Source organism: Acidaminococcus sp. HCP3S3_G9_1, assembly GCF_052122455.1.
Lineage (GTDB): Bacteria > Bacillota > Negativicutes > Acidaminococcales > Acidaminococcaceae > Acidaminococcus.
The window spans coordinates 1-867 of sequence record NZ_JBQKCH010000040.1; the positions used below are offsets into that span (position 1 = coordinate 1).

An 867-nucleotide genomic window follows, 5' to 3' on the forward strand; every position below is an offset into this window, starting at 1 on the left:
GTCTACACGGCCTGAAAACCATTCTCTCTGGTGGCGCGATACCACCAGATGCATATCGGCGCGACGCTGGAGGTGTTGAGCATGTCTGACGAGCCCCATATCCCGGCCCCGTGTCCAGCCTCGTTGGCGGATGGTGGGCGTGCTTTGTGGCGTGGCGTGGCGGACGTGTTCGAGCTGACGCCGGAGCAGTTGGTGCAACTGGAGGAGGCGTGCCGGGCAAAGGATCGGCTCGATTCTCTGGATGCGGCGATCCGTGGCAAGCATGACGTGCTGCTGTCGATTGAGACGGACGGTAACGGAGTGTCCAGCTTGGTCGTGAACTCGGCGCTGCGTGAGGCGAACGCGACGGCCACGGTCCTCAAGCAGCTGCTGGCGGCGCTGCGGTTGCCGGACGTGGAGGGTCGACGGCCCCAGTATCGGGGTCCGAGGGGTGCCTATCAGAAGTCTGTGGAGTCGGTCGCATCCGCAGGCAAGGTGTCGAGCCTTGACCGGGCGCGGAAGCGGCGCGCAGGCTGATGTTCCGCCCCCTGTTCGAGGGGCAGAAGTGCTCTCTCGGCTATGCCGTCATCGACTGGCTCGAGGCGTATGCCTGCCATGGCCCTGGGCCGGTGGAGGGGCAGCCGTTGACGTTTGATGATGAGATGCTCGATTTCGTCGTGGACGCCTACGAGCTCGAACCGGCGTCTGGGCGCAGGCTGATCTCTCGTGGCGTGCTGTCGATGCCCAAGGGTCGGGCGAAGTCGGAGGTTGCAGGGCTGATTGGCGTGGCGGAGGCCCTTGCTCCGGTGCGTTTCGATGGCTGGGATGCGAGTGGGCAGCCGGTGGGACGCCCGATCCGCTCCCCGTTCGTCCGCTGCCTCGCGACCG

1 protein-coding gene and 1 pseudogene are annotated in these 867 nt (G+C 65.7%); both read left to right on the forward strand.

Annotated elements, in window-relative coordinates:
• Positions 1–81 precede the first annotated feature (81 nt).
• Positions 82–516 (forward strand): hypothetical protein, encoded by a 435-nt coding sequence (locus ACTQY1_RS11220; RefSeq protein ID WP_441036951.1) that lies wholly within the window; start codon positions 82–84, stop codon positions 514–516.
• A gap of 107 nt (positions 517–623) precedes the next feature.
• Positions 624–867, forward strand: a pseudogene (locus tag ACTQY1_RS11225) (hypothetical protein); the annotation flags it as partial.